This window comes from Mesorhizobium sp. M0698 (assembly GCF_040320455.1).
Classification (GTDB): domain Bacteria; phylum Pseudomonadota; class Alphaproteobacteria; order Rhizobiales; family Rhizobiaceae; genus Mesorhizobium.
In genome coordinates this window covers 65958-92433 of the sequence record NZ_JAMYPQ010000014.1, presented here as the reverse complement: position 1 = coordinate 92433, position 26476 = coordinate 65958, and the positions used below count along the sequence as shown (strand labels likewise).

Annotated in this window: 24 protein-coding genes and 1 tRNA gene; 12 read left to right on the top strand and 13 right to left on the bottom strand. The window is 64.0% G+C overall.

Annotation, left to right across the window (positions count from 1 at the left end; genetic code table 11):
* Nucleotides 1-9: 9 nt before the first annotated feature.
* From NKI16_RS24285 to NKI16_RS24270, 4 genes are all read right to left on the bottom strand, one after another.
* The gene (locus NKI16_RS24285; protein ID WP_352577553.1) at nucleotides 10-393 is read right to left on the bottom strand and encodes a DUF4870 family protein; all 384 of its coding nucleotides are present in this window, start codon (nucleotides 391-393) and stop codon (nucleotides 10-12) included.
* On the bottom strand, nucleotides 390-1646 hold the full coding sequence (locus NKI16_RS24280) for an FAD-binding protein (protein WP_352577552.1): 1257 nt from the start codon (nucleotides 1644-1646) through the stop codon (nucleotides 390-392). Before NKI16_RS24280 ends, NKI16_RS24285 begins: the two co-directional genes overlap by 4 nt.
* A gap of 224 nt (nucleotides 1647-1870) precedes the next feature.
* Nucleotides 1871-3367 carry an FAD-linked oxidase C-terminal domain-containing protein gene (locus tag NKI16_RS24275; protein ID WP_352577551.1) on the bottom strand — a complete coding sequence of 499 codons (1497 nt, stop codon included), beginning with the start codon at nucleotides 3365-3367 and terminating at the stop codon, nucleotides 1871-1873.
* A gap of 136 nt (nucleotides 3368-3503) precedes the next feature.
* Nucleotides 3504-4838, bottom strand: coding sequence for a DUF3422 family protein (locus tag NKI16_RS24270; RefSeq protein WP_352457561.1), 1335 nt, complete (start codon nucleotides 4836-4838; stop codon nucleotides 3504-3506).
* Nucleotides 4839-5153: 315 nt separating this feature from the next.
* Between NKI16_RS24270 and NKI16_RS24265 the strand changes: the two genes are divergently transcribed.
* From NKI16_RS24265 to NKI16_RS24255, 3 genes are read left to right on the top strand one after another with little or no spacing between them, the layout of a single operon-like run.
* The gene (locus NKI16_RS24265) at nucleotides 5154-5957 is read left to right on the top strand and encodes an FCD domain-containing protein (protein ID WP_352457560.1); all 804 of its coding nucleotides are present in this window, start codon (nucleotides 5154-5156) and stop codon (nucleotides 5955-5957) included.
* 58 nt (nucleotides 5958-6015) lie between these two features.
* Nucleotides 6016-7152, top strand: coding sequence for an alpha-hydroxy acid oxidase (locus NKI16_RS24260; protein WP_352457559.1), 1137 nt, complete (start codon nucleotides 6016-6018; stop codon nucleotides 7150-7152).
* A 38-nt stretch (nucleotides 7153-7190) separates the two neighbouring features.
* Nucleotides 7191-7961, top strand: a complete 771-nt coding sequence (locus NKI16_RS24255) for a metallophosphoesterase (protein ID WP_352577570.1) — start codon at nucleotides 7191-7193, stop codon at nucleotides 7959-7961.
* 28 nt (nucleotides 7962-7989) lie between these two features.
* Here NKI16_RS24255 and NKI16_RS24250 read toward each other — a convergent pair whose 3' ends face one another.
* Both NKI16_RS24250 and NKI16_RS24245 read right to left on the bottom strand, forming a co-directional pair.
* Entirely contained in the window at nucleotides 7990-8121 is a 132-nt protein-coding gene (locus NKI16_RS24250) for a hypothetical protein (RefSeq protein ID WP_280952144.1), read from the bottom strand.
* A 296-nt stretch (nucleotides 8122-8417) separates the two neighbouring features.
* Entirely contained in the window at nucleotides 8418-9116 is a 699-nt protein-coding gene (locus tag NKI16_RS24245; RefSeq protein WP_023680463.1) for a type 1 glutamine amidotransferase, read from the bottom strand.
* A gap of 74 nt (nucleotides 9117-9190) precedes the next feature.
* Between NKI16_RS24245 and NKI16_RS24240 the strand changes: the two genes are divergently transcribed.
* The 4 genes from NKI16_RS24240 to NKI16_RS24225 all read left to right on the top strand — a co-directional run bounded on the left by NKI16_RS24240 (nucleotide 9191) and on the right by NKI16_RS24225 (nucleotide 13326).
* Nucleotides 9191-9838, top strand: a complete 648-nt coding sequence (locus NKI16_RS24240; RefSeq protein WP_023680464.1) for a hypothetical protein — start codon at nucleotides 9191-9193, stop codon at nucleotides 9836-9838.
* A gap of 32 nt (nucleotides 9839-9870) precedes the next feature.
* A complete protein-coding gene (locus tag NKI16_RS24235; protein WP_023680465.1) occupies nucleotides 9871-10605 on the top strand; it encodes a 16S rRNA (uracil(1498)-N(3))-methyltransferase in 735 nt (244 codons plus the stop codon).
* Between the two features lie 186 nt (nucleotides 10606-10791).
* Nucleotides 10792-12165, top strand: a complete 1374-nt coding sequence (locus NKI16_RS24230) for a glutamate--cysteine ligase (RefSeq protein ID WP_023680466.1) — start codon at nucleotides 10792-10794, stop codon at nucleotides 12163-12165.
* A 102-nt stretch (nucleotides 12166-12267) separates the two neighbouring features.
* Entirely contained in the window at nucleotides 12268-13326 is a 1059-nt protein-coding gene (locus tag NKI16_RS24225) for a DUF937 domain-containing protein (RefSeq protein ID WP_352571612.1), read from the top strand.
* A 175-nt stretch (nucleotides 13327-13501) separates the two neighbouring features.
* Here the strand turns inward: NKI16_RS24225 and NKI16_RS24220 are convergent, their stop codons facing one another.
* On the bottom strand, nucleotides 13502-13792 hold the full coding sequence (locus NKI16_RS24220) for a DUF1127 domain-containing protein (RefSeq protein WP_352571613.1): 291 nt from the start codon (nucleotides 13790-13792) through the stop codon (nucleotides 13502-13504).
* 178 nt (nucleotides 13793-13970) lie between these two features.
* On the opposite strand from NKI16_RS24220, the gene NKI16_RS24215 reads away from it, so the two are divergent.
* From NKI16_RS24215 to NKI16_RS24205, 3 genes are all read left to right on the top strand, one after another.
* Entirely contained in the window at nucleotides 13971-14927 is a 957-nt protein-coding gene (locus tag NKI16_RS24215) for a LysR substrate-binding domain-containing protein (RefSeq protein WP_023680469.1), read from the top strand.
* Between the two features lie 70 nt (nucleotides 14928-14997).
* On the top strand, nucleotides 14998-16563 hold the full coding sequence (gene xseA, locus NKI16_RS24210; protein WP_352457093.1) for an exodeoxyribonuclease VII large subunit: 1566 nt from the start codon (nucleotides 14998-15000) through the stop codon (nucleotides 16561-16563).
* Between the two features lie 7 nt (nucleotides 16564-16570).
* On the top strand, nucleotides 16571-17698 hold the full coding sequence (locus NKI16_RS24205) for a DmpA family aminopeptidase (protein WP_352698063.1): 1128 nt from the start codon (nucleotides 16571-16573) through the stop codon (nucleotides 17696-17698).
* Between the two features lie 61 nt (nucleotides 17699-17759).
* On the opposite strand, the gene NKI16_RS24200 is transcribed toward NKI16_RS24205, so the two are convergent.
* The 4 genes from NKI16_RS24200 to NKI16_RS24185 form a co-directional block, all read right to left on the bottom strand.
* Nucleotides 17760-18014 carry a DUF768 domain-containing protein gene (locus tag NKI16_RS24200; RefSeq protein WP_023677464.1) on the bottom strand — a complete coding sequence of 85 codons (255 nt, stop codon included), beginning with the start codon at nucleotides 18012-18014 and terminating at the stop codon, nucleotides 17760-17762.
* 510 nt (nucleotides 18015-18524) lie between these two features.
* Nucleotides 18525-18869, bottom strand: coding sequence for an Atu4866 domain-containing protein (locus NKI16_RS24195; RefSeq protein WP_352577548.1), 345 nt, complete (start codon nucleotides 18867-18869; stop codon nucleotides 18525-18527).
* Nucleotides 18869-19597, bottom strand: coding sequence for an SDR family oxidoreductase (locus tag NKI16_RS24190; protein WP_352698065.1), 729 nt, complete (start codon nucleotides 19595-19597; stop codon nucleotides 18869-18871). Before NKI16_RS24190 ends, NKI16_RS24195 begins: the two co-directional genes overlap by 1 nt.
* Before the next feature lie 94 nt (nucleotides 19598-19691).
* A complete protein-coding gene (locus tag NKI16_RS24185; protein ID WP_352634648.1) occupies nucleotides 19692-20444 on the bottom strand; it encodes an SDR family NAD(P)-dependent oxidoreductase in 753 nt (250 codons plus the stop codon).
* A 125-nt stretch (nucleotides 20445-20569) separates the two neighbouring features.
* Here NKI16_RS24185 and NKI16_RS24180 point away from each other — a divergent pair, with 125 nt between their 5' ends.
* On the top strand, nucleotides 20570-21490 hold the full coding sequence (locus NKI16_RS24180) for a LysR family transcriptional regulator (RefSeq protein WP_352698067.1): 921 nt from the start codon (nucleotides 20570-20572) through the stop codon (nucleotides 21488-21490).
* A gap of 61 nt (nucleotides 21491-21551) precedes the next feature.
* On the opposite strand, the gene NKI16_RS24175 is transcribed toward NKI16_RS24180, so the two are convergent.
* Both NKI16_RS24175 and NKI16_RS24170 read right to left on the bottom strand, forming a co-directional pair.
* Nucleotides 21552-21628 (bottom strand) — tRNA-His (locus tag NKI16_RS24175).
* A gap of 339 nt (nucleotides 21629-21967) precedes the next feature.
* Nucleotides 21968-22426, bottom strand: coding sequence for a phasin (locus NKI16_RS24170; RefSeq protein WP_254819298.1), 459 nt, complete (start codon nucleotides 22424-22426; stop codon nucleotides 21968-21970).
* Between the two features lie 253 nt (nucleotides 22427-22679).
* On the opposite strand from NKI16_RS24170, the gene NKI16_RS24165 reads away from it, so the two are divergent.
* Nucleotides 22680-26426: a PAS domain S-box protein gene (locus NKI16_RS24165; RefSeq protein WP_352698069.1), complete on the top strand. Its 3747-nt coding sequence runs from the start codon at nucleotides 22680-22682 to the stop codon at nucleotides 26424-26426.
* Nucleotides 26427-26476 lie beyond the last annotated feature (50 nt).

Genomic DNA, 26476 nt, shown 5'->3' with positions numbered 1-26476 from the left:
GGATCATGCTCATAATCCCAGAAACCAGCTTTCCGGGTTCTTGACCGGCTCGCCGCGCTGCAGCGCCTGCAGGCCGAGAATGCAGCGGGCGATGAACCAGACCGCGACGGCAACCATCAGCACGACACCGATGACCACGATCATCAGCAGCGCCGAGATCAGTGCATAGAGCAGGCCGATCCAGAAGGTGCGGATCAGGAATGTGTAATGGCTCTCGACGAAGCCGCCGGCCTTGCCGCGATTGATATAGGCCAGGACGACGCCGACAATACCGCTGACGCCGATGGCCAGGCCGGCGAGATAGAGGATGTAGATGACCAGCGCGTTGGTCGGGCCGGGCTCCAGCCAGCGGTCGGTCTGGCGGGACGTACCGTTTTGGCCTGGATCGCTCATTGTGCTCCTCCCTCGGTTGCCGGCGCGAGAGTAGCAGAGCTTGCGCCCGGCGCCATACGGCCGGGATTGAGGATATTCTTCGGGTCGAATTCGGCCTTCAGCCGCGCCGACAGTGCTGCCAGCGGTGGCGCCTGCGGCTCGAACACCGGCACGGCGGCGCGATGTGCTTGGATTGCGCGCACCAGCGTCGCATGGCCGCCGCCATGTCTTCTGATCAGGCCGCGCAACAGGCCAGCCTCGGGATCGTCCTGCTGCATGCGCAGCCAGATCAGCCCGCCCTGCCAATCGTAGAAGGCATCGACCGGGGCCTGCATGCGCAGCGCCAGCACCATCTGGTGGCCCCGCGACGGCGCCATCGAGACGCGCCACACCGGCCTTTCGCTGCCATCGGCGAACGGCGCGCAGTCGCGGACATCGCGCCAGACCGAGTACGAGACCGAACCGGAAATCTCCTGCAGCGGCCCAGCGTTTTTCAGCAGGTCTTTCAGCGCGGCAATGCGGTAAGCGACCGACGGGCCGAAGCCCTCGATGCGCAGCAGCGTCGCGGCATCGCTGCCGAGACTGCCGCCAGCGACCCTAGCTGCGACCCGTTCGGGAAGATGGGCAGCACTCGACACTTCGGCGCTGGAACCCAGCGCCAGCGCCATGGCGGCGGCGGCGTGATCGTCGAGCAGGCCGCGGATGGCAAGCGTGACTTCGGTCTCGGCAGCAGGCAGCACCTTGAAGGTGACGTCGGTGAGCACCGCCAGCGTGCCCCAGCTGTTGGCCATCAGCTTGGACAGATCGTAGCCGGTGACGTTCTTGACGACGCGGCCGCCGGACTTGAAGGCCTCGCCGCGCCCGGAAACGGCCGCTATGCCGAGGATATGGTCGCGCGCAGCACCCACCTTCAGCCGGCGCGGGCCGGAAAGGTTCGCGGCGAGTGCGCCGCCGATCGTGCCTCGCGCTGGCTCACCGCCGAGCAGCGGGCCGTAATCCATCGGTTCGAAGGCAAGTTGCTGGCCGTTTTCGGCAAGCAGGCTTTCGATTTCGGCCAGCGGCGTGCCGGCTTTTGCCGACAGCACCAGTTCGGCCGGCTCGTAAAGCATGACGCCGGAGAGTTTGGAAAGGTCGAACGTATGCTCGCCCTGCTGCGGCCGGCCGATACCGCGCTTGGAGCCGTGGCCGAGGATTTCCAGCGGTGCGTCTTCCGCCGCGGCCCAGGCGACGGTGGAGAGGACTTCGGCTGCGGTGGTGGGGACGAAGGTGGTCATGAGGCGGATGCGCCAATGGCAAATGCAAAGACGTCGCGTTCCTTCGCGCCCCCCTCTGTCCTGCCGGACATCTCCCCCTCAAGGGGGGAGATCGGACGTCGCGTCTGGCTTCGCCAATCGTCAATATTGAAAGAAGGCTGAGGCGTGCAAGCTGCCAATCTCCCCCCTTGAGGGGGAGATGTCCGGCAGGACAGAGGGGGGTGTTCAAGCGCCAACATACCCACTCAAAACCTCGGAATGTCCGGAAACGCCACTTGCCCGCGATGCACGTGCATCCGCCCGAGCTCGGCGCATCGCCTCAATTGCGGGAAGACCTTGCCGGGATTCAAAAGATGGTTGGGGTCGAAGGCGCATTTGACGCGCATCTGCTGGTCGAGGTCGATCTGGTTGAACATTTCCGGCATCAGGTCGCGCTTCTCGACGCCGACCCCGTGCTCGCCGGTCAGCACGCCACCGACCTTGACGCAGAGCCGCAATATGTCGGCGCCGAAACTCTCCGCCTTGTCGAGTTCGCCCGGCACGTTGGCGTCATAGAGGATGAGCGGGTGCAGATTGCCGTCGCCGGCGTGGAAGACATTGGCGACGCCGAGCCCGTATTTCTCCGACAGCTCGCGCATGCCGGCGAGCACGCGCGGCAGTTCCTTGCGCGGGATGGTGCCGTCCATGCAGTAGTAGTCGGGCGAGATGCGGCCGACCGCCGGGAAAGCCGCCTTGCGGCCGGCCCAGAAGCTCAGCCGCTCCTGCTCCGATTGCGAAATGCGGCATATGGTCGAGCCGTTCCTATAGGCGATGGCTTCGACCAGGCCGATCAGGTGATCGACCTCGACACCCGGCCCGTCCAGCTCGACGATCAGCAGCGCCTCGACATCCAAGGGATAGCCGGCCTGGACGAAATCCTCGGCGGCGTGGATGGCCGGACGGTCCATCATCTCCATGCCGCCCGGAATGATGCCGGCGCCGATGATGTCGGCAACGCATTGGCCGGCCTGCTCGCTGGTCGGGAAACCGATCAGCAGGGCACGCGCCGTCTCCGGCTTCTTCAGGATGCGTACGGTGACCTCGGTTACGACGCCGAGCAGTCCTTCGGAGCCGGTCATGACGCCGAGCAGGTCGTAGCCTTCCGCGTCGAGATGGCTGCCGCCGAGGCGCACCACCTCGCCATTCATCAGCACCATCTCGATGCCGAGCACATTGTTGGCGGTGAGACCGTATTTCAGGCAGTGCACGCCGCCGGAATTTTCCGCGACATTGCCGCCGATCGAGCAGGCGATCTGGGAGGATGGATCGGGGGCGTAATAGAAGCCCTCCTGCTCGACGGCGGTGGTGATGCCGAGATTGGTGACGCCGGGCTGGGCGACGACGACGCGGTTCTGAAAATCGATCTCGAGGATGCGGTTGAAGCGGCTCATCACCAGCAGCACCGCGTCTTCGAGCGGCAGCGCACCGCCGGAGAGCGAGGTGCCGGAGCCGCGCGGCACGACGCGGATGTTGCGGTCGCTGCAATATTTCAGCACCCGCGAGACCTGGGGCACGGTTTGCGGCAGTACAACGACGAGCGGCAATTGCCGGTAGGCGGTGAGCCCGTCGCTCTCGAAGGCGCGCATGGCATTGGCGGCGTCGACGACGCCCTCGCCCGGCACCATGATGCGCATATCGGCGACGATCTCGTCGCGCCGGCGCATCGTGGCGTCGTCTGGTTTCGGCATGGCAAGGCCGGACATCGACAGCCTCCTTCGATCGACTGGTAAAAATCTTTTACCAGCGACGGTGGTCGCTTGCAAATGCCGCTTTGGCCGGGATGAGAGGCCTATGGCCGAGACAGCCTTCCGCAGCGGCAATCTGCCGCTGCGCCCCACACTACTCGCCCGGCTGCTTGCCTGGTTCGGAGTGCATGCGGCGGACGCGGCGCACGCCCCACCAGACGAGCACGATGGCGAGCGGCACCGAGGCGGCGGTGACCATTTCCGGCGCGAAGGCATGGCCGAAGATCGAGGCGCCCTTGGCGACGTAGCCGATGAGGCCGACGACATAGTAGGAAACCGCGGCGACCGAGAGCCCCTCCACCGTCTGCTGCAGCCGCAATTGCAGGCGGGCGCGATTGTTCATCGATGCCAAAAGATCGCGGTTCTGCTTCTCGACCTCGACGTCGACCCAGGTGCGCAGCAGTGTGGTGGCACGGGTGAGCTTCGTTGACAGGTTGGCCTGACGCTCCTCGACCGAACGGCAGGTACGCATCGCCGGCGCCACGCGGCGCTGCAGAAAACCGCCCCAGGTGTCGTAGCCGGGCACCGCCTCTTCGTCGAGCGCCTCCAGCCGTTCGCGCACGATGCCGTCATAGGCGCGGCTGGCGCCGAAGCGGTAGAGGCTGGAGGCGGCATCGGCCTCCAGCTCGGCGGCCAGTTCGGTCAAGTCGGCAAGTAGCGTCTGGCTGTCGCGGGTCTCGGCGACCTTCATTTCCAACGTGGTCTGGGCCAGCCTGTCTTCGATGCGGCGGGCGCGACCGGACAGCGTCAGGGCCAGCGGCAGCCCAAGCATGGCCAGCGTGCGGTAGGTCTCGATGTCGATCAGCCGCTGCGACAGTGCCCCGGTGCGCGCCGGGGTCAGGCCGCGGTCGAGCACCAGCATGCGGGTCAAGCCGTCGCCATCCTGACGGAAATCGGTGACGATGGCCGCGTTGCCGCGCTCGACCAGCGAATAGCACAGGCTGGTCGGGTCGAAGCCGGCGATCAGTTTTTCGTTCGCCGGCGTCCAATTGCGGATCTCCAGCCTGATGCCGGAAATCACCGTGCCCGGCGGCGAAAACCCGTTGCCGAAGGGTGTGTCTTCTTGCCCCCTGCCGTTTTCGGCGAGCGGGCCTTCCCAGAGATAGGTCGAGAATTCCGTGTGGCGTTCCCAACGCAGCGAGCCCTTGCCCCATTTCATCGCGTGATGGCGGGCGTGAGGGTCGGGCGCGGCAATGCCGAGGCGTCGCGACAATTCGGAAAGCACGGCCTGATCGATCCCGGATCCAGCTTCGGTCATGAAGGAAAGCTGCACCAGCACGCGCGGCTTTTCGACCAGCGGCTGCGGCCGGGCGTGGACCTCGCCGAGCGCGCCCGGCCGACCTTCATGCGCCGGAAAGCCCATGACGGTGCCGCCCACGGCTTTGGCGCGCAGCTGGAATTCGAGGCTGGACGGGTCGGCGTCTGGCACGGCTGGTCCCCCAGGCTTCTCTGAGCCCTTTGGCAATGATGTCCCTCTAGAGCGGCTCATTGTTTCATGGAAACGCCGAACCGCTCTATCTCTTTTATTCTGCGCAATTCCGGACGGAAAACCGTTTCACACTTTTCCTGGAATTGCTCTAGAGACAATCTCCAGAGGACGCAAACAGCCAGTTTAGCTGAAGGTGATATGAAGCCGCGGCTGTGAAACCGACCCGGCGCCCGGGGCGAATTGGATAAATAATTTGACCAGTTGGCGACGCTGGCTTTATCGTGCGCGACATCGGTTCAACCCCAGGCATTCCGTTTGAGCGATATTTTCTCCCGGATCGAGCATTCGCGCACCGCCGACGAGGTGGTGCAGCAGATCGAGAGCCTGATCCTCGAAGGCGTCCTGCGCACCGGCGACCGGCTGCCGGGCGAGCGCGAACTGGCGCGCCAGTTCGAGGTGTCGCGGCCGATCCTGCGCGATGCCTTGAAAGCCTTGGAAGGGCGCGGGCTGTTGACGACACGGCCAGGCGGCGGCACCCATGTCGCCGATGTCATCGGCCAGCTGTTCACCAAGCCGGTGACCGACCTGATCTCGATGCATCGCAAGGCGGTGACCGACTATCTGGAGTACCGCCGCGAGATCGAGGCGGTGGCGGCGGAATATGCGGCGCGGCGTGCCACATCGGACGATCTGGCGCTGCTCGACCGCATCATGGCACGTATGGACGAGGCGCACCGGACCGGCAATTTCGACGACGAGGCGGAAATCGACGTCGAGTTCCACCACGCGATCTGCGAATGCGCGCACAACATCATCCTGCTGCACACGCTGCGCTCCTGCTATCGGCTGCTGTCGGAAGGCGTGTTCCAGAACCGGCGGCTGGTGTTCAGCGTGCCGGGCGCGCGCGAGACGCTGCTTTCGCAGCACCGGGCAATCTACACGGCGGTCAAGGCCGGCGATGCAGCCGCGGCGCGGCAGGCGGCGATGGACCACATCTCCTACGTCGAACGATCGATGGCCGAGGCCGAGCGCAGCGGCGACTGGCAGCGCGTGTCGCGGCTGAGGCTCAGGCAACGCTCCGAGCCCGGTGACGGTGAGGCGGCAAGAAAACAGCCGTAGGCCCCGCCCAGAAAATTCAACGACGAACCAGCGAAGAACCAGCGGAAAAAAAAGATCCATGAGCAGCATTCTCACCATCGCCGACCTCAAGGACCTAGCGCGCCGCCGCGTGCCGAAGATGTTCTTCGACTACGCCGATTCCGGCGCCTGGACCGAAAGCACCTACCGGGCCAACGAGGAAGATTTCCAGAAGATCAAGTTCCGCCAGCGCGTGCTTGTCGACATGGACAACCGCTCGCTGGAATCGACCATGATCGGCGAGAAGGTGATGATGCCGGTGGCGCTGGCGCCGACCGGCATGACCGGCATGCAGCATCCGGACGGCGAGATGCTGGCGGCGCAGGCTGCGGAAGAATTCGGTGTGCCGTTCACGCTGTCGACAATGAGCATCTGCTCGATCGAGGATGTCGCGTCGGTGACCAGGAAGCCGTTCTGGTTCCAGCTGTATGTGCTGCGCGACAAGGACTTCGTCTTCGATTTGATCGATCGCGCAAAAGCGGCGAAATGTTCGGCGCTGGTGCTGACGCTCGACCTGCAGATCCTCGGTCAGCGCCACAAGGATATCCGCAACGGGCTTTCGGCGCCGCCGCGAATGACGCCGAAGCACCTCTGGCAGATGGCGACAAGGCCGCGCTGGTGCGTCGGCATGGCCGGCACCAAGCGCCGGAGCTTCCGCAACATCGTCGGCCATGCCAAGGGCGTCGGCGACCTCGCCTCGCTGTCGTCCTGGACGAAGGAGCAGTTCGATCCACATCTGTCGTGGAAGGACGTCGCCTGGATCAAGGAGCGCTGGGGCGGCAAGCTGATCCTGAAAGGCATACTCGACAAGGAAGATGCGCTGATGGCCGCCAGAACGGGCGCCGACGCGATCATCGTTTCCAACCATGGCGGCCGCCAGCTCGACGGCGCCTCGTCGTCGATCATGGCGCTGGAAGAGATCGCCGACGCCGTCGGCGACACGATCGAGGTGCATATGGACGGCGGCATCCGTTCCGGCCAGGACGTGCTCAAAGCACTGTGCCTTGGCGCCAAGGGCACCTATATCGGCCGGCCTTTCCTGTACGGCCTCGGCGCGCTCGGCAAGGAAGGCGTTACCAAGGCGCTGGAAATCATCCGCAAGGAGATGGACATAACGCTGGCACTGTGCGGAAAGCGTCTGGTCACCGACATGGGCAAGGATCAGCTTCGGCGCTAAAGTCCCGTGACGGCATGACCACGGAGGCGACGCAGGCATTGACGGAGCCCGGCATCAGTTTCTACGAGGCGCGCGGACCGCAAGGCATGCGCCTTTACGCGATCGGCGATGTGCACGGCCGGCTCGATTTGCTGACCGCCATGCACCGGCGGATCGAGGCGGAGCTCGGTCAAAGGCCGTCGGCCGATTGGCGCGTGATCCATCTCGGCGACTATGTCGACCGCGGCCCGGACTCCAGGGGCGTCATCGATTTCCTGATCGACGCGCAAAGACGCGATCCGCGTCACCTGATGCTGGCCGGAAATCATGATCTCGGCTTCCTCGATTTTCTCGATGTCCCCGACCCGGACGGCCTGTTCATGCGCTATGGCGGCATCCAGACGGCGCTGTCCTATGGCGTGTCGCTCGGTGGGAGCAGCGCCTGGTTTGGCCGCGCCGATGCGGCATTGCGGCAAGGGCACGCCGCGCTGATCGAGGCCGTGCCGCAGAACCATGTCGAGTTCCTGCGCTCGCTGGCCTTTTCGGTGACCTTCGGCGACTTCTTCTTCTGCCATGCCGGCATCCGGCCCGGCGTTGCGCTGGAAAGCCAGAGCCGGCAGGACCTGATCTGGATCCGCGAGGTCTTCCACGACCACACCGGTCTTCATCCGAAGATCGTGGTGCACGGTCATACGCCGGTGGCCAAGCCCGAGATCACCGGCAACCGCGTCAATGTCGACACCCTCGCCTGGCAGTCGGGAAACCTCACCGCGCTTGTCGTGGACGGCGCTGACAAGCATATCCTGACAGTGACGGGTGAGCGGGCGTAGGTAAGGCGTGAGGTTATGTGCAGAGGGTCTAGCGAAGCGCGGCGGTGACGCCGTAGCCGTCGACGGCATTATGGTTGTTGGCTGCGTCGGCGGAATAAATGCCGAGGCCGCACAAGACGATGGCCGACAACATGGCAAAGGACAAAAAGGCTGCTTTCACGGACGTCATCTCTTGTTGAGCTTTCTGCATCTATGCACGAGCGGGTTACCAATGCGTTGAAACGCAAAATACGTCGCAAATGTCTGACGGTTTCGCGCTTCTAGGCATGTTCTGTATCGGCGGTGTGTCGCGCGGGTCACAGGAAAGGTTCATCGCGGTTGCACGCAAGATGCAGAGCGGGCGCCTTTTAGGCTGGCGGACAGACACAGGCCAAGGATGAAACGCGTTATCCCCGGCGGATTTGCCGCCGCGTGCCAAATATGCAACGTCGCCAAATACGCTGACTATATGAGCCGTCAGATCGTCGCCACCCAGGCGCGGGCGATGGCCAGGCCGGCGGCATCGGCTTGCGGTCCGTTGCGGGCCATTTCATCGTCGAGCCGGCCCGCCCATTCAGGATGCCGCTCGGCGATCAGCGGTGCGAAGGAGGTGCTCCAGTCGCGCACCATCGGACTGTCGGCCTCGAAATGGAACTGGAAGCCGTAGACGGCGCGGCCGATACGGAACGCCTGGTTCTCGGCGACGGCATTGCCGGCCAGCCGCACGGCAGTCTTAGGCAAGACAAAGGTGTCGTCGTGCCATTCGAAGATCGGGAATTTTGCGGGCAAAGCGGCGAGCACCGGATCGGCCTGCGCCGCCGCGGTGAGCGCGACCTCGTGCCAGCCGAACTCCGACGCGCCGCCGATCTGGTTCTCGCCGCCAAAGGCGCGCGTGACCAACTGGCTGCCGAGGCAGATACCAAGCACCGCGCGATCCCTCTCGGCAAAGTCGCGCGTCAGGTCGAGCAGGCCCGGAAAATAAGGACAGAGCTCGTCGTCCAGCGCATTCTGGGCGCCGCCGAGCACTACCATGGCGTCATGCCCGCCGCTATCTTGCGGCAGCGCGTCGCCGCAGTAGGGACGGCGCAGGTCGATATCGACGCCCGCCTCGACAAGGGCCGCGCCGATCTGGCCAAGGCCCTCATTGTCGAAGTTCTGGACAACCAAGACCCGCATCGAAACCTGCTGACATGAAATTGATGCAACGAGCGATATCATGGCGCCAGCATTGCAGCCAACAGGGAACGCCTATGCCACTGCAAAACCGGGTCGACCCGTTCGGCGCCATCCATGCCGTGCCGGAGCGCGGCCTGTTCATGGGCAATCGCGGCATCATTCACGACCCCGAGACGAGAACGCTGTTGAAGAAGCGCTGGGCGCTGCAAGCCTGGATCATCTGCGTCTGCGAATTCCATAACGTGCGGCGCGAGCCGATGGGGCGCAACCGGGCTGGCGGCAAGGCCGGCTGGACCGAACTGTTTTTCCTCGACGAGGTGACGGCACTTGCCGCCGGGCACCGGCCCTGCTTCTTCTGCCGGCGCGAGCGGGCCAGGGATTTTGTCCGGCGTTTCGGCGACGCCTTCGGCATTGCCGAGCCACGCGCGCCGCAACTCGACAAGCGCCTGCACAAGGAGCGCGTGGCATCGGGCGGGCGGGCGCCGAGACTGGAACCGGAAGCGCTTGCGGACTTGCCGGACGGCACGATGATCTCGTCAGGAAACAGGGCGTACGTCCTGTTTGACGGCGCCGCGCTGCCCTGGAGTTTCGGCGGTTATGGCGAACCGGTGGGGTTCGGCGGTTTTACCGACAGTCCAATCCGCCTGCTCACGCCAGCGACAACTGTTTCGGTGCTGCAGAAAGGCTACGAGCCTGTCTGGCATCCTTCCGCCGAGGCTTGACGCCGAGGGTGACGTTGCCGCATTCCTCGGCGATGCGCGCCAATTACAAGATGCAGCGGCTGTTCGTGCCGGACGGGCTTGGACCGGACATCGAGTTCGACATCGGCCCGCAGCAGAGCCATTATCTCTCGCACGTGCTGCGGCTCGGCGAAGGCGCCGAAATTCTGGTCTTCAACGGCCGCGACGGCGAATGGTCGGCGGCGATCGCGGCAAAATCGAAGAAGGCGTTGCGCCTGAAGTTGCTGGCATTGCAGCGGCCGCAGCCGCCGTTGCCCGATCTCGTCTACTGTTTCGCGCCGCTGAAGCAGGGGCGGCTCGACTACCTCGTGCAAAAGGCGGTCGAGATGGGCGCTGGCATCCTGCAGCCGGTCATCACCCAGCATACGCAGGTGGCAAAGCCCGGCATCGAGCGCCTGCGCGCCAATGTCGTCGAGGCGGCCGAACAATGCGGCATATTGGCGGTGCCGGAGCTGCGCGAAGCGGAAAAATTCGAGCGCCTGCTCAGCAACTGGGACCGTGAGCGGCGGCTGATCTTCTGCGACGAGGATGCATCGACCAACAGTCCCCTGCCGGCATTGCAGGCGGTGCGGGAGAACAAGCTCGGCCTGCTGGTCGGGCCGGAGGGCGGCTTTTCCGACGAGGAGCGCAGGATGCTGAGAGCCCTGCCCTTCGTTACCGCCATTCCGCTTGGGCCGCGCATCCTGCGGGCGGACACGGCGGCCGTAGCGGCACTGGCGCTGATCCAGGCGACAATCGGGGATTGGTGATCAATTCCAGTTACCCTCTGGCTCAGGATTTTTCGCTTGATCGGCTACTGACATTTCGTCCATCTAGCGCCGGCAGTGGCCGCGCGTCCTTTCGGGCACGCAAAGGACGCTGTAACATATTGATTGGGCACATGATCCTTTCCGAAAATCGAAGCCGGTTTTCGGGGCCATGTGCGGAGGGCTATTATGGCGCGCGATACTACCGATTTCCGGCCGATCGAAGGCGTCGACGAACTCGTCGAGCACCTGGCCGAAGGCAACAAGCCGCGCGACAAATGGCGCATCGGCACCGAGCACGAGAAATTCCCGTTCTATGTTGACGGCAATGCCCCGGTGCCCTACGGCGGCGAGCGCGGCATCCGCGCCATCCTCGAAGGCATGCAGGACAAACTCGGCTGGGACCCGATCATGGATGCCGGCCGCATCATCGGACTGGTCGAGCCGACCGGCCAAGGCGCGATCTCGCTGGAGCCCGGCGGCCAGTTCGAACTGTCCGGCGCGCCGCTGGAGACGATCCACCAGACCTGCCGCGAAGGCAATGCGCATCTGGCGCAGGTGCGCGAGATCGCCGAACCGATGGGCATTCGTTTTCTCGGCCTTGGCGGCAGCCCGAAATGGTCGCTGGCCGAGACGCCGAAGATGCCGAAATCGCGCTACGAGATCATGACCCGCTACATGCCCAAGGTCGGCACCAAAGGTCTCGACATGATGTACCGGACCTGCACGATCCAGGTGAACCTCGACTTCGAAAGCGAAGCCGACATGCGCCGCAAGATGCAAGTGTCGCTGAAATTGCAGCCGCTGTCGACGGCGCTGTTTGCCAACTCGCCCTTCACCGAAAGCCGGCCGAACGGCTTGCAGAGCTGGCGCGGCGAGATCTGGCGCGACACCGACAATCAGCGCTCCGGCCTGCTCGAATTCTGCTTCTCGCCCGATTTCGGCTTTGCCGATTATGTCGAATGGGCGCTCGACGTGCCGATGTATTTCGTCATCCGCGACGGCCAGTACCATGACATGACGCACATCACCTTCCGCCAGTTCATGGCGGGCGCCGCCCGCAACGAACTGCCGGACGGGCTCCCGACGATGGGCGACTGGGCGAACCATCTGTCGACGCTGTTCCCGGACGTGCGGTTGAAGCGCTTTCTCGAAATGCGCGGCGCCGATGGCGGGCCGTGGCGGCGCATCTGCGCGCTGCCGGCCTTCTGGGTCGGGCTGCTCTATGATGCGGCTGCGCTCGACGCGGCCGAGGCGCTGACCTCGAGCTGGAGTTATGACGAGGTGCTGGCGATGCGCAACGCGGTGCCCGAACAGGGCATTTCGGCGCCCTTCCGCAACACGACACTGCGCGAGATAGCCCGCGACGTGCTCGTCATCTCGCGCATGGGACTGAAGAACCGCGGCCGCAAGAACCGCGACGGCTATGACGAGACCTCGTTCCTCAACACGCTGGACGAGGTCGTCGCGCGTGGCACCACCAGCGCCGAAGAGATGCTCTCGGCCTACCACACACGCTGGGGCGGCTCGATCGAGCCGGTGTTCATGGAATACGCGTATTAACGCTTCGCTATCCGCTTGGCCGATGGTCCGGCAAATTCGCTTCAATCAGTGATGGAAACGAATTAGGCTTCTCCAACGAGGATTTTCCCGGAGGAGAAAACAATGCCTTCCTTGTTCGATATTCTGGCACAGGCCCAGAACGGCAACGGCATGCAGGCGCTGGCCCAGCAGTTCGGGCTTTCGCAGCAGCAGACGCAGGCGGCGGTCGCGGCGCTGCTGCCGGCCTTTTCGCAGGGGCTGAAGCGCAACACGGCGGACCCTTATGGGCTCGGCTCCTTCATGACGGCGATGGCCAGCGGCCAGCACGCCAAATATTTCGAGGATGCAAGCCGGGCCTTCTCGCCGCAGGGCCTCGATGAAGGCAAGGGCATTCTCGGCCATTTGTTCGGCTCGAAGGACCTGTCGCGGGCCGTCGCCAGCCAGGCCGCGCAGGCGAGCGGCGTCAGCCAGCAGGTCCTGCAGCAGATGCTGCCGGCAATCGCCTCGATGATGATGGGCGGGCTATTCAAGCAGACCACCGACCAGCTAGGCGGGCAGATGCATGCGGCAGGCGGTGGCGGCAATCCGCTTGGCGAGCTCATCGAGCAGATGATGCGGCAGGCTGGCGGCGGCAGCCAGGCACCGACCCCTCAGCCTGCAGGCCCCACGGATAACCCGCTCGGCAAGGTGCTGCAGGATATGTTCGGCGGGCAGCAGCCGCAACAGACGCAGAGCCCTTACGGCGACAACCCGCTGGGCAAGGTGTTGCAGGACATGTTCGGCGGCGGGCAGCAGCCACAAAGCCAGCCGCAGCAGACACAGAACCCTTATGGTGACAATCCGCTCGGCAAGGTGCTGCAGGATATGTTCGGCGGCGGTGCACCACAGCCACAGCAGCCGCAGAACCAACCCCAGCAGACACAGAACCCTTATGGTGACAATCCGCTCGGCAAGGTGCTGCAGGACATGTTCGGCGGTGGCGCACAACAGTCTCAGCCGCGTCAGGCGCCGCAGCAACCCCAGGCGCCGCAGCCGCAGGCCAATCCGAGCGGCAGGCCGAGAAATCCGTTTGACGACCTGTTCGGCAAGATGTTCGAGACAGGCGCCCAGCAGCGCGACGACTACCAGAAAGGCATGGAGTCGATCTTCGACCAGTTCAAGCAGGGCATGGGCCGGCGGTAGACCAGACACCGGCAATCAATCATCAGTGCCGCCCAAAAAAGAAAGCCCGGTCCTGGGAGGACCGGGCAGCGCGCAGGCTGGCCGGGGGGATCCGGCAGGGAGTGGGGAGCCTGCGTAACTTAGTGGCGTCGTGCCTCAAAAAGGTTCAACGCGCCCGAACGGCGAAACCACGCGATCACACCACCTTGCGGGCAATATCCTCGATCGTTTCGGCGCGCTCGACCGCGATGACGCGAAGCCTTTCTGTCGGATCGCGGCCAAAGGGTACACCGACAGCGACGTGCAGGTCGGCGCGGGTCAGGCCGATGTCGGCGAGCTCGGCATCCGACATCTCGCCGAGGCGATAAAAGGCGCGGCGGTTTCTCCAGGCGCGGTAAACATTGGCAGCGGCATTGGCCACGCGCGTCGCAACGGCCGGACGCGAGGTGATGCGCGAGGTCTCGGTAGCGAAATCAAACGTAGCCATGTCGGTCTCCTTCACATTCGAACGGGCGAAACCGGTCGATCGGGCGCTGGCGACAGCGGCCGTTCCGGCTTCGATTCACATGCCTTCATGTGGACAATCGGAATTTGCCATGGCCCGATTGATTAATCCAACGAATGTTTCTAATCTTTAGCATCAGCATCAATGATGGATTAGGCCAATGAAAGCGCCGCTCGATCTCGATCAGTTGCAGACCTTCATCTCGATTGTCGACACCGGCAGCTTTACCCGCGCGGCGGAAGCGGTGCATCGCACCCAGTCTGCGGTGTCGATGCAGATGCGGCGGCTGGAGGAACGGATCGGCAAGCCGCTGTTCGAAAAAGACGGCCGCACCAACAGGCTGACCGAGGAAGGCGACAGACTGCTCTCCTACGCAAGGCGGCTGCTCTATCTCAACAAGGAAACACTGGCCGCCTTCGACGACCGCCGGCTCGAAGGCACCATCCGCATCGGCACGCCGGACGATTATGCCGATCGCTTCCTGCCAGAGATCATGGCGCGGTTTGCCCGTTCCAACCCGCATGTCGAACTGACCGTTATCTGCGAACCGACGCCGGGACTGGTCGAACACATCAAGCGCGGCAATCTCGACCTGGCGCTGGTGACGCACAACGACGCGCGCGGCCAGTCGGAAGTGGTGCGGCGCGAACCGCTGCTGTGGGTTACCTCGGCCAACCATGCGACGCATGAGCAGCCGATCCTGCCGATGGCCTTCGGCCGGCCGAACTGCATCTGGCGGCGGGCCGCCGCCGACGTGCTCGATCAGCAGAGCCGCGACTATCGCATCCTGTTCACCAGCTTCTCTGCCACCGTCATCGCCGCCGCGGTGCTTTCCGGTCTGGCGATCTCGGTGCTGCCGGAATGCGCGCTGCGGCCCGGCATGCGGGTGCTGGGCGAGGCCGACGGTTTCGGCGCCCTGCCCGATTGCCGCATCGGTATCATGCGCGGTCAGACCTCGCGGCCGGAGATCGTCGACGCGCTTGCGCGCCACATTTCGGAGAGCCTCGACAATATTTCCGTGCCACTCGGCGAGGAGACCGGCACGTTCGATTTCGCCGCCCTCGCCTTCGCCAAGATGAAGCGGACCAAGCCGAACCAGATCCTGCCGGGCTGGTGATCGCGCGTTTGGGGCGGACATCGAACACGGCCGCCTTGACGCCGGCCAGCAATCGTCCCCCAATCGGCCGATGAGCGACGCAGCATCCGAATCACGCACCAACGCCACCGAATATACGGTGAGCGAGATTTCCGGCGCGCTGAAGCGTACGGTCGAGGACGTCTTCGGCAATGTACGGGTGCGCGGCGAGATTTCCGGCTATCGCGGACCGCATTCCTCCGGCCATGCCTATTTCTGCCTGAAGGACGATCGCGCGCGGCTCGACGCCGTGGTGTGGAAGACCACGATGAGCCGGCTGAAATTCCGTCCAGAGGAAGGCATGGAGGTGATCGCCACCGGCCGGCTCACCACCTATCCCGGAAAGTCGAACTACCAGATCGTTATCGACAATCTCGAGCCGGCCGGTGCCGGTGCGCTGATGGCGCTGCTGGACGAGCGCAAGCGCCGGCTGCAGGCCGAAGGCCTGTTCGACGCGGCGCGCAAGCGCAGGCTGCCGTTCATGCCGTGCGTCATCGGCGTCGTCACCTCGCCGACAGGCGCCGTCATCCGCGACATCATCCACCGCATCAAGGACCGGTTTCCGCTGCACGTGCTGGTCTGGCCGGTGCGGGTGCAGGGCGAGACGGCGGGTGCGGAAGTGACCGCTGCCGTCAACGGCTTCAACGCACTGCCATGGGACGGCGCCATCGCGCGGCCCGATCTGTTGATCGTGGCGCGCGGCGGCGGCAGCCTGGAGGATCTGTGGGGGTTCAACGACGAAGCGCTTGCCCGGGCCGTCGCCGCTTCGGGCATTCCGGTGATTTCCGCGGTCGGCCACGAGACCGACTGGACATTGATCGATCTGGCGGCGGATGTGCGGGCGCCGACGCCGACAGGCGCCGCCGAGATCGCCGTGCCGGTCAAGGTCGACCTCGAAGCGACGCTTGCCGGCCTTGGCGCGCGGTTGAAGACCGCACTGTCGCGCAATTTCGAACGCAAGCGGCAGGCGGCACGCGCGGCCGCCCGTGCGCTGCCCTCGCCCGACCAGTTGCTGGCGCTGCCGCGGCGGCGCTTCGACGAGGCGACGAGCCGGCTCGGCCGGGCGCTGTCGGTCAGCGTCGAGCGCAAGCGAGCCAGGCTTCTGGGGCAGCGGCTGACGCCGGCGACTTTGTCGCGGCGCATGAACGAAGCCCGCACTCTGACCCGCCGCGACCTCGCCCGTGCGCAAGCGGCTTTCTTCGCCATCGTGCGCGAGCGTCGGGCGCGGTTTTCGCGCACGGCGACCAGACTGTCACCGGCGCCGATCGCAAGACGGCAGAAACTGCAAGGCGATGCCCTGCTGGCACTGACGCGGCGGCAGGACCAGGCGATTTCGCGGCGGCTGGACCGTCTGCGTGGAAAACTGACGCAGGCCGACCGGCTGCTGGCGACGCTCTCGCACAAGGCCGTGCTGGCGCGAGGCTTCGCGCTGGTCAAGGATGCGGACGGCGCGGTGGTCAAGCACGCGGCAGAAGTTGTGTCGGGGATGGCGCTTTCGCTGGAGTTCGCCGACGGCACCGCCGATGCAGTCGCCATCAGTGGCACGGCGCGGCCGAAGACGGTTGCCAAGCCCGCGGCCAAGCTCAAGGCGCCGGGCGGCCAAGGTTCGCTTTTCTGAGGAAAAAATGACCGACCCGCATCTTGCGACGCCCTCGGGCAAACTGCGCGCCCGCGCCTTCGCGATCCCATTCGATGGCACGCCAGGCCGCTTCAATGCCATCACCGATGTGCCCGGCGTGACGGTCGGCTATACCACGCTGATCTCAGGGGATGGGCCGCTCGTCGTCGGCAAGGGTCCGGTACGCACCGGCGTGACCGCGATCCTGCCACGGCCCAGAGACGAGTTGGCCGTCCCGGCGTTTGCCGGGATGTTCAGCGCCAATGGCAATGGCGAACTGACCGGCTCGCATCTGATAGAGGAGCTCGGAGCGTTCAATCTTCCCATCACCATCACCAACACGCATTCCTGCGGCGTCAGCCGCGACGCAACGCTGCGCTGGATGCAGACGGTGCTGCCGCAATCGCTCGACAGCGCCTGGGCGCTGCCGGTGGCGGGCGAGACTTACGACGGCTTCCTGAACGATATCAACGGCCACCATGTGAGCTTCGAGCACGTGTTTTCCGCGCTCGAAACGGCTGATAGCGGGCCGATCGAAGAGGGCAGCGTCGGCGGCGGCACAGGCATGATCACCTTCGGCTTCAAGGCAGGGTCCGGCACATCCTCGCGCAGCGTCGACTGGAATGGAAAGCGTTTAACGATCGGCTGCTTCGTCCAGTCGAATTTCGGTGCACGGCGAAACCTCGTGATCCGTGGCATCAGAGCCGGAGCGGAACTCGCCGATCCGGCGGCCCGGGACAACACGCCGCGAGCGGAGAAGAGCTCGATCATCGCGATCGTCGCCACCGATGCGCCATTCATGCCGCATCAGTTGAAACGGCTGGCGAAACGCGTGCCGCTCGGCGTGGCGCTAACCGGCGGCTATGGATACAATTCGTCCGGCGATATCTTTCTGGCCTTCAGCACGGCCAATCCCGACGCGGCGCGCGGCGCGGCCGGCAAGCTGGTCAGCGCCGGCTACATACCGGATGCCGATATCAACCCGTTCTTCGACGCCGTCGTTCAGAGCGTGGAGGAAGCAATCCTCAACGCGCTGGTCGCCAATGAAGACATGACCGGGCGCGACGGCAATTTCGTGCCGGCGTTGCCGAAAACATGGCTTAAGGAGAGATTTGGCAGAGCTGCGCGGCGATAAGACCGCGCAACTGCATCAGACAGGCAATGTTCGCCCGGCAGGTTTTGCCGGAGGCGGTCCGTCAGCCGGCAGGCTTGTTGGAATTCCGCTCGTCCTGGTCGGCCTCGGCCGCCTCTTCGAGCCTCGAAGCAATGAGCTCCTGAATGTCGCCGACCTCTTCCTGGATATCCTCCAGGGGTATGCCGGCCTCGGCAGCCTTGGCCGCACATTCCCTGGCGAGGGTCTCGGCCTGCTTCTCGATTCTGGCTGGCGAGGGCTGGCAGTGGACTTTTTCGCCAATCCACCCGCGCAAGAACTCGATCGCGTGTTCACTCATACTGCTGTTTCCCTAGCGGCTATGCCGGTTGGTAATCATAAACGTCGGCATCTTCGAAAAGATGCGTGCTGCCATTCGAGCCGAGTCGGCTTCGCCCGGCAAGCCGAACTTGTCCGAGGTCCACAGAGCTGAAGGGAATGGAGGGTTCAAGGAGCACGTTCTAGTTCTTGAGGACTGATTCTCTCGACGAAACTCGTTCGACCCGCGCTATTGTTTCTATTTGCTTTTTTTCGATTTTCAAGCCGTTTTAGATCACAATAGATGTCACAATGACTAGCACATTTACCGCGCTCTCGCCGGCACCATGTAAGAGGCGAGCCGTCAAAGCCGCCGCTATATAGTGACAACCATTTGCAATGTCGACTCTGCTCGCGATCCTGCTTCTTTCCGCCGCGCTTGCGTGAAGATATGTGGTGTGACGGGCCTTGCAGTGCAAGCTGCCGAGCGTCTCATGCAAGGCATGCAATAGCGTCTTGTGGAATCCTGAAGTGCTTGTCTCAGGGTGGCTCTCTACCGCCGGCGGTAAAGGATCATGCCGGCATGATAGAGGACGCCTTCGACGAACTCACCATCCGCGGTGAAGCCCGTATCGTCCCAGTATTCTATGTGGTTGCCGTGCACTTCATAGCGTCCCCGGTAGGCGCTTTCGCGGTCACCGCGCGCTTCGTCATAACGGCCGTTCGGCAGGAGTTCGTGCCTGATATGGCGATCCTCGGTGACCCACATTCCGACATAGGGATGATCTTGGTGCGTCATTGGTTCTTCCGCGAGGATTGGAGTTGAAGGAAGGGTCAGGCCGGTTGGAGCTACAGCAACGGCAATACGCGTAAGCACTGCGGCCAAAGTGGATCGCATCAATGCGCCGCCTTCGTCGGACGCACGACGATCTCGTTGACGTCGACATCGTCGGGCTGTTCGATTGCGTAGCGCACTGCCCTGGCGATGGCATCGGGTTGCAGGGCAATAGCACGCCAGGTTTTCATGGCGGCGGCAGCGGCTTCGTCGGAGATCGTGTTCGCCAGCTCGCTTTCCACCACGCCAGGATGAATGCAGGTTACGCGGATATCGTCACTCTCCTGGCGGAGCCCATCGGCAATCGCGCGGACAGCGTATTTCGTTGCGCAATAGACGGCGGCCGTGGGCGAGACGGCCAGTGCGCCGATGGAACCGATATTGATGATGTGACCGGAGCCGCGTGCCGTCATCTCGGGCAGAACCGCCGCGACGCCGTACAGAACACCCTTGATGTTGACGTCCACCATCAGCTCCCACTCGTCGACCTTCATGGCTGCCATGGCTGACAGCGGCATGACGCCGGCATTGTTGACGATGACATCGACCTGGCCCCATTCGGCCCGGGCTGCGTCGGCGAATGCTGCGACATCCGCCCTCCTGGTGACGTCGAGCGCTCGCACGCGAACCGTTCCACCAGCTGCCTCGATTTCGGCCGCAAGCGCTTCAAGGCGGTCGGTGCGGCGTGCGCCGAGCATCAGCTTCGCACCTGCCGCGCCAAGCTCGCGGGCAATGCCAGCGCCGATGCCGCTGGAGGCACCGGTGATCAGAACAACTCTGTTCATCGTCATCGAGATGATCCTTTTGGTTCTATGATTATTTTCACGATGTGAAGGGATTGGGTGCGGGTGAGCTCCCGCGGCGCGCCGGCCCTATTTGGGGGGCTCACTGGGCGGTGTAGCCGCCATCGACCAGAAGCAAGGCCCCGGTGATGAAGCTGGATGCCGGCGAGGCAAGAAAGGCGATGGCCTCGGCAACTTCTTGCGGCTGGCCGATCCGGCCGATTGGATGCGCGCCGCCGAAGCTGCGCAGCATCTCCCGGCCATTCTCCACCACGCCTTCCATGATGTCGGTTTCGATCACGCCAGGGGCAACGGCGTTGCAGCGAATGCCCATGCGCCCGTATTCGATCGCGATCACCTTGGTCAGCTGTGCGACAGCCGCCTTGGAGGAGGCATAGGCCGCCTGCGTCTCGAAGGCCGCGACGGCCGAGATCGACGAGACATTGACGATCGCGCCGCTACCGCCGGCGGCCATCAATTCCACTGCGGCACGGGCAGTGACGAAGCTGCCGCGCGCGTTGATCTGCAGGATGCGGTCATAGTCGTCGACCGAGGTCTCAGTCAGTCGTTTGTTGAGCGTGCGACCGGCATTGTTCACGACGATGTCGAGTCGACCGAAGCGCTTCGCGGCGAGTTCGACCGAGCGTCTGGCCAGATCCTCGTCGGCGACATCGCCGACCAGGGTCGCCACATCCTCGGCTTCCAATTCGCGTACGCTGTCGCTGAGATCGCTTGCCACGATCCGGGCGCCCCGCGCCCGCAGCAGTTCCGCCGCGCAGCGGCCGATGCCGCGTGCCGCGCCGGTCACGAGGGCGACTTTTCCATCCAGGTCCCAGGAGGAAGGGAGTGATGTCATGGGATATCTCCTTGTTGGTCGGCTTCGGCTTGGATCAGGAGGATCAAGCCTTCTTGCCGTTGCGACAGAGATAGAGCCATGGCATTGTCGCGATAACCCGCCTGCCGTTAACCTCGATGGTAAGTTTGACTAACCAATGGGACATCGATCTCAATGCAATTGCCGTCTTCGTCGCCGTGGCCGAGGAACGCAATTTTCGCGCTGCGGCAGACCGGTTGGGCGTGACGCGCTCAGCGGTCAGCCAGAGCATCCTCAGGCTTGAACAGCGCCTTGGCATCGCATTGCTGCAGCGCACGACACGCAGCGTCAACCTGACCGAAGCGGGCGAGCGCCTGCTGGCGAGCGTCGCACCGGCGATCGCCGACGTGAACGCGGCAATCGAAGCCACCACGGAGTTTCTGGACCGCCCGCGCGGCCGCCTGCGGATCGTGGTTTCGTCGATCGCAGAGGCCTTTCTGTCAGGACCGTTGCTGGCGTCCTTTGCAGAAAGGTTTCCCGAGGTGCATCTGGATATTGTGGTCACCGACGAGGAATTCGACATCGTTGCCGAAGGCTATGATGCGGGAGTGAGGCTCGGCGAAGTGATCGAGCAGGACATGATTGCCGTGCCGGTATCGGGCGATCAGCGACAGATGGCCGTCTGCGCCCCGCGCTATCTCGAAAAGTTCGGAGCACCCGCCCATCCGCGCGAGCTTGTGGCTCATCGATGTATCGGCTGGCGGCCGGCGCCGGGAGTTTCGCCCTATCGGTGGGAGTTCGGCGAGGACGGGCGCGAGTTCGACGTGGCGGTTGCGCCCGAGATCACAACCAACGACATGTGGCTGATGATCCGGCTGGCCGTTGCAGGCGCCGGAATCACGTTCGGCATGGCCGATACATTCCGCCCCTGGCTCGACCGCGGCGAGCTCGTGCCAATCCTCGACGGCTATTTTCCGCCGTTTGCGGGTTTCTATCTCTATTTCCCAAGCCGACGGAATATCGCGCCGAAGCTGAGAGCCCTCGTGGATCACCTGCGCGGCGCGCGTCAGGCGCGGGACCGTGGGTGAGCGCTACGGGATCGTAGTGAACGCTCGGCGCTATTGGTCAGAAACCTGGCTGAAAGCTGAATGGTACCGTTGGCTGGGATCGAACCAGCGACCTCCGGATCCACAATCCGGCGCTCTAACCATCTGAGCTACAACGGCACGTTTGCCTGAGCGGGATCGAGATGAAACGTTCGGGACCCGCTCTGTCGTTCGGCGATGCGTCCATACGGGCTATCGGAGTTTAATTCAAGGCTTTTGGCAAGGCAAAAGCTCGCTCCGGCATCGCGTCATTTTCCGCCGGACAAAAGAAAAGGCCGGCGGGAGGAGGTGCCGGCCTTTTCCTGTTACGAGCCAGCGGGAGGAGGTGCTGGCTGGTCACCCCGGTGAGCAGAGGGAGGAGGTTCCACCCGCCGGGTATTCACTTAAACCACTATATCGCACATCTATTTGTCTGACGAAATGCGACCTTTTGATGCATCGTCAAACTGTGCGCAAATATTAGGCGATCTTGATTTCTTTCACGGCCTTCTCGAAGGCGGTCTTGATCGGCTTGGATACGTCCTCGGCCGCCTTGGCAGCAACCGCCTGGAAGTCCTTAGCCTGCTCGACGGTCATTTCGACGCGCTTGCGCAGGAAAGCGGTCTGCAACTCGACGACTTCCGACAGCGACTTGGCGCCGATCAGCGCTTCGAAATGCGAGAAGCCGGCTTCGGCATTAGCGCGCAGGGCGGCGATGGTCTTGAGCGACAGGTCGCTGGAAACGGACTTGGCGGTCTCGTAGGTCGACTCCAGAGCCTTCTGGGTCTCCTCGGCGCCGGTCTTCAGCTTGGCATAGGCCTCTTTCGACTGCTCAACGCCCTTTTCGGCGAAGGCACGGATCTGGTCGGTGGCCTTCGAAGCGTCGAAGCTCGGGAATTCAACGTTTTCGATCGTTTCAGCGGTCTTGGTCCTGGACATTTTCCATCCTTTTCAGCGGCAGCGGCTTTGACAAAATGCCGTCTCGTTCATCTATCATGGCAATATAAAGGCAAATTTTGTGCATTGCAACATGTTTGTTGCATCGCACCATAAAATATTTGGTTCGCGGCGTTAACCACGCGCCTAGAGATTCCGCTGGTTGCACGCTATGACTTGTGGACCTTCGCGCCGTCGGCTTTTATTAACAAAGCGTTAACCGCAAATTGCCCGCTCTGTGAGGGTCGCCAAGCGCATGCCGGCTGAAAACTACTCCTTCCTCGATGTCGCCGTGCTCGACGCGGTCCGCCTGCGCTTCGCCGCAGGCGACGCGATCGCTATTCTGTCGGCAGATCTCGAGCAGGTGATCTGGGCCAACGGCCCCGGCGCAGCGGTATTCGGCTATCCCGACATCGGCGCGATCATCGGCGCCTCGGCAGGTTTGCCGCTGATCGCCAGGCGCCAGATCATGGCAACCAGCGGTTTTCCGCAGATCGGCCGCGACCGTGCCATCACGGTCCGGCTGGCGACTGGCCTGACCAGCCGCGCCGTCGGCTTCCTGGCCAGCGCGGTGACCATGCCCGATGGCGAGGAAGCAATCATGCTGGCGCTGCCGGCGGCGCAGACCGGCTCGCGAAGCGCCGCCGAGATCGCCGACCGCGCCATCGGTGGCTTTGCGGAAGACGGCCACTACATCGCCTTTGTCGATGCCAAGGGCAATATCGACGCCGCATCGGACGGCTTTTCGGCGCTCGGCATCCGGCCTGAGACGCTGGCCGCGCTTGTCGCCGACGTGGCGAACGAGAGCGACCGCATCGTCAAGCGCCTGGTTCCGGGTGGGTCCAGCTCCTATCCCGCGGGCCTTGCCCGGCTGACGGAAGAGCGGCACCTGCTGGTGGTGATCGACGAGGACCGGCTTGACGGCGAGGCCCCCGATGGCGAGCGCGCCGGCGGGGAAACCGAGGCGGCAGCGGCACTGAGAGGTGGCGATCTTCCCCAGCCAACGGATCAGGACAACGAGCAGCCGATCGCCAGCACCGGCGCGGCGGAGATCGACCTTGCAGCGATGCAAGGCACCTCGGCATCGGCGGAGCACGAACCTGCCGACGCGGCCGGCGATCACCGCACGGCTGGCGAAACGCCGACGCAGCATGACCATTGGTACTTCAATGCCGGCGACGACGCGCAGGTCCCGCCCGGGGCAGCTGCGTCCGGCAAAGTCGAGACCAGCCCGGACGCTTCGCAGGCCGGCGCGGATACTTCGCCGGAAAGCGCCGCAAAAGCCACCAAAGCCGCATCGCCGGCCGAACACCGCGCTTCGGCGATCGATCGCACCGCCGCGCCCATGCGTTTCGTCTGGCGTACCGACGCGGAGGGCCATTTCAGCGCCCTTTCGCCGGAATTTGCCGAGCTCGTCGGCAAGCCTGCCGCCGACGTGATCGGCCGCCGCTTCGAGGATGTTTCGGCCGCCTATGGCCTCGATGCTTCTGGCGAGATTGCCGGCCTGCTCGAACGGCGCGACACCTGGTCCGGCCGCTCCGTGCTGTGGCCGGTCGCCGGCACCGATCTGAAGATACCCGTCGATCTGGCGGCGCTCCCGGTTTACAGCCGCAGCCGCGTTTTCGAAGGTTTTCGCGGTTTCGGCGTGGCCAGGAGCGGCGATGCGGTGGTCGATCCGGATGCCGTCGGCATGGCCCTTGTCGCCGAGGAGAAACCTGCCGCGACCATCGGGCCGAAAGCCGTCGAACCTCTCCCCGAGACACCTAAACCCGCCGATCCGTTCAGGGGCGAAGTGCCGGCATTGACCATCGTGCCAAAACCCGAGCGGCGCTTTGCCGACAAGGTGATCCGGCTGGCCGAGCACCGGCAGCCGGCCAACGACAAGGGCCTGTCGACGCTGGAACGCAGCGCGTTTCGCGAGATTGGCGAGCGTCTCAAGAAGGACAGCACCCCGGCCGAAAAACAGCCCAGCGCCGGAAAGCAGAAGCCGGTTGAGAAAGTCGAGGCAGCCGGCAAGGCCGACGAGCCAAAGCTGAAAGAAGCCGGCCCGACGGACAAGGGTGAGATGCCGGCACAAGGTCCGGAAAGCGGGGCGGCTGCCGCCGAACCGCCCGAGGCCGATGCCGAAGACCAGAAGGATCTTGCCCGGCTCGACGGCGAGCAGCCGGATGAGGTGGAAGCAGAGGCGCAAGCCGGCGAACCCGTCACACGCCCTGTTTCCGGATCGCTGCTCGACTATGCCGACCGCGAACCCAGCGATGAGGCGCAGGAAGGCGTTGAGCCCAGCACGAACCGTCGAACGATCGTCGCCGAAGCGCCGCGGGATGGCGACGACGACAGCATGACGGCCGAAGACTTCCGTGACGCCGAAGACAGCGAGGATTGGTCCGAGGACAGCGCAGCCGCAGCCGACGCTGCCGGCCAGGTGCCGCCCATCGCGCGGCCGCAGGCACCACCGCTCAAACTCGACGGCTTCGTGCCGTCGGCGTTTGCCGGAGAGGACAACAAGGGGCCGGATACCTCGATCCTCGGCAAGCTGCCAGTGCCGGTGCTTATCCATTCCGGCGACCAGCTGCATTACGCGAACGACGAATTCCTCGGCTTGACCGGCTATGCGACGCTCAATGCCCTGGACGAGGCCGGCGGGCTCGGCGCGCTGTTTGCCGACCCTTATGCCGACGACGGCAGTTCGGATGGCGGCGACCGCGCTCTGCGGCTGAAAACGCGCGAAGGTCAGGAGTTTCCGATCGATGCGATTTTACGCTCCGTGCCCTGGGGAAACGGCAAGGCGCTGATGCTGGTCGTACGTCGTTCCGGCGACGACGAGGCAGCAGCCATTCCACATGGCGCCGCCGAAGACCAAACGCAGCCGGATGTTTCCGAGCTCAAGGCACGCATTGCCGAAATGCGCACTATCATCGACACCGCCACCGACGGCGTCGTGCTGATCGGCCGTAACGGAACGATCCGTTCAATTAGCCGTCCGGCGGAAGCGCTGTTCGGCTTCGACAGCGACGAGGTGACCGGCAAACCGTTCGTCTCGCTGTTTGCGATCGAAAGCCAGCGCGCGGCGCGTGACTATCTCGAGGGGTTGTCGGAGCCCGGCGTTGCAAGCGTGATGAACGATGGCCGCGAGGTGATCGGGCGCGAGGCGCAGGGGCGTTTCATTCCGCTGTTCATGACCATCGGCAGGCTGCCCAACGACAGCGGCTTCTGTGCGGTGGTGCGCGATATCACCCAGTGGAAGCGGGCCGAAGAGGACTTGACCCAGGCGCGCGCGGTCGCCGAACGCGCTTCGTCGCAGAAGACCGATTTTCTGGCCCGCATCAGCCACGAGATCCGAACGCCGCTCAACGCCATAATCGGCTTTTCCGAGCTGATGGTCGACGAGAAATTCGGGCCGGTGGCCAATGACCGCTATCGCGACTATCTGCGCGACATCAACCGTTCGGGCAACCACGTGCTCGATCTGGTCAATGACCTGCTCGACATTTCGAAAATCGAGGCCGGCCAGCAGGAGATGGCCTATGAGGCGGTGTCGCTTAACGACACGCTTGCCGAAACCGTGGCGATGATGCAGCCGCAAGCCAACCGGGAACGCGTCATCATCCGCTCCAGCTTCGCCTCGCGGCTGCCGGAAGTGGTGGCCGATCTGCGCAGCGTGCGGCAGATCGCGCTCAACATCCTGTCGAACGCCGTCCGCTACACGCAGGCCGGCGGCCAGGTGATCGTGTCGACGGCTTACGAGATCTCCGGCGATGTCGTCATGCGCGTTCGCGATACCGGCATCGGCATGAGCCAGTCCGAGATCGAGCAGGCGCTGAAGCCGTTCAAGCAGATCAATGCGCTGAAGCGCGGCCGTGGCGACGGCACGGGTCTTGGGCTGCCGCTGACCAAGGCGATGGTCGAAGCGAACCGGGCCCGGTTCACCATCAACTCGACGCCCGGCGAGGGAACCCTTGTCGAAGTCGCCTTTCCCTCGACCCGAGTGCTCGCCGGTTAGCTATGGTTGCGCAAAGAAAAAAGGCGTCCAACAGGACGCCTTGAGAAATT